The organism is Desulfobacter sp. UBA2225, assembly GCF_002348205.1.
GTDB lineage: Bacteria > Desulfobacterota > Desulfobacteria > Desulfobacterales > Desulfobacteraceae > Desulfobacter > Desulfobacter postgatei.
Genome location: NZ_DDYV01000047.1, coordinates 1 through 1,997 on the forward strand (window position 1 = coordinate 1; position 1,997 = coordinate 1,997).

3 protein-coding genes are annotated in these 1,997 nt (G+C 40.1%); 2 read left to right on the forward strand and 1 reads right to left on the reverse strand.

Features of this window, described 5'->3' with window-relative positions; translation table 11 throughout:
• Both B3D59_RS02445 and B3D59_RS02450 read left to right on the forward strand, forming a co-directional pair.
• A partial coding sequence (locus B3D59_RS02445; protein WP_414646510.1) for a hypothetical protein occupies positions 1–205 on the forward strand: 205 nt, incomplete at its 5' end.
• Positions 206–309: 104 nt separating this feature from the next.
• The gene (locus B3D59_RS02450; protein ID WP_286817503.1) at positions 310–669 is read left to right on the forward strand and encodes an STAS/SEC14 domain-containing protein; all 360 of its coding nucleotides are present in this window, start codon (positions 310–312) and stop codon (positions 667–669) included.
• 209 nt (positions 670–878) lie between these two features.
• Here the strand turns inward: B3D59_RS02450 and B3D59_RS02455 are convergent.
• Positions 879–1,997 (reverse strand): hypothetical protein (locus B3D59_RS02455; RefSeq protein WP_286817504.1); only part of this gene is annotated, 1,119 nt, incomplete at its 5' end.

The following is a 1,997-nucleotide window of genomic DNA, read 5'->3' on the forward strand; positions in this document are numbered from 1 at the left end:
CAAAAACCTAACCGGACATTACTGGCTTAAGTTATCATATTTATATGTGGCCCTATTCGTATTTCAGGTCATCTTGTTGCCGGTTGGAACTTTTTGGCTTATAGTACGTATCACCAACGCACTTCTTGGGACAAACGTACCTTATATTATTAGCCATGAAGGTTTAAATAAGAAAAGGAAGGTAAATAAAATCAAAGAAGCTTAACCATCGGGCAAACCTGACTTCGGTAAAGTTAGCGACACTGGTACGATCAATTCGGATGACGCAACAAATGCCAATCCCAAAACACCCAAAAAAGGATTTCCAACATGATAGAAATGATAGATATTGGCCTGCCGGATGCCATCGCTTATCGAATAGAAGGCAAGATTACAGAAAAAGAAATGAAAACAATTCTTGCTATTTTCAGAAAAAAAATCAAGAAGAATGAAAAACTGATAATTTATCAGGAAGTGGTAAGTATCGGTGGCGTAGAGTTCAATGCAATGATAGAAAAATGGAAGTTCTTTCTTGCATTTGGACTTTCCCATTTCAGCAGGATTGCCGTTGTTACACATAAAAAATGGATTCATAAACTTGTGGGTCTGGAGGGTAAACTTTTTAAGAGCATAGAAATGAGAGGATTTTCAAAGGAAGAGAAAGACCAAGCGATTGAGTTTTTGTCCTAAACCGCTCCACCTAAAAAAAAATAGACAGAATTCGCCTCTAACTATATCGGCCCATTCTGCCTAATTCATTAAAAACTATGGAAAAACAATAATCATAAAAGGCGATATAACTTTGGCATCAGTGGATGCAATCGTCAACGCAGCTGATCCCAAAATGCTTGGAGGCGGTGGCGTTGATGGTGCAATATTGAGTTGTAAATAAAGGCCGTTTATTTTTTGATTCTTTCACCGTTATCTTCCTTTAAAAAAATCCAACTGATAAACGAACCTAAATTACCTTTTTCAACCGCTTGTTGCCAAAATCTTTGGTTGCGAATGGTATTAGAACCGGTCTCATCTTTTTCGTGTGTAGTTTCCTCTTTAGGGGATGCGATTTCTTTTTGAAGTTCATGCAGACGGTCAATCCAAACTTTCATATTGGTTGGCCTTAAATCAATCCAACCCTTATCAGCAAACTGGTTAAATTGCTGCAACGAAACTTTGCCTTTTTCGGGGTACTCCCATTGGCTGGGAATAGCAAGCTGTTCTCCCCGCAAAATTTTATTTCCGGGTAAAACGATGGCAAGCCCAACGGACAGGGATGATTGTCTTAGAAAGCTATCGTCCGTGATGGTCTGCAAACAGCGCTCCGACAAAGTTTTTTCATCCATTTCAATGGGTTCTAAAAGATTGATATGCTTGGCAATGATAAAAATTTCATAAAGTAATTTCGCTAATTTAGGGGGGCCTAGGTTTTCAAAGGCTATGCTTGGCACATCATATTTTTTTTCTAGATATCTTAGTGATTCCAGCGCTCTTTCCCTCATATACCCCCCTCTAAACGTAGGGCCCAAGATCGATGAATCCAAAGCACTGACAATATCGTGTCCGCTGTTCCCCCCTTGCAGGCATTGTAGGACTTCATTGGCGATATCTTCAGGCGTGATCATTTCCATCAACCCTTCTTCGCTTAACGTTTCAAATTCAAAGCGAGAAAAAATACCATTTTCTCCAGTGTCGATAAACGGGGCTTTAAAGATTTTGCCGGTTTTTTGCCAAGGTGTTGTTTTTGATTTCAAGGAAGTTTTGTAGTCTAAAGCATCTTCTGGTTTGTGATCAACAAGCTCAACAGTTTTTCCTCGATGCTTTATTTCCCCAAATTCAACCGATTCCCATGCGATTAAGGCAGCCGGCTTTATTTCTTTGATGATAGGCGCCATGCGTTTGAGGTTGCGGTCATGATTCCAGTGACTGTGGCCGCTTTCCTGGTTAGCGCTTCTGCCTAGAAGAAATAAAAGCATTGAATGTGCACCGGCCATGGCTGATTTGGCAATAAGAACTCTTGAGGG

Excerpts from the sequence above, each read along its gene's own strand:
- B3D59_RS02450 (WP_286817503.1), top strand. The coding sequence starts at position 310 with ATGATAGAAATGATAGATATTGGCCTGCCGGATGCCATCGCTTATCGA.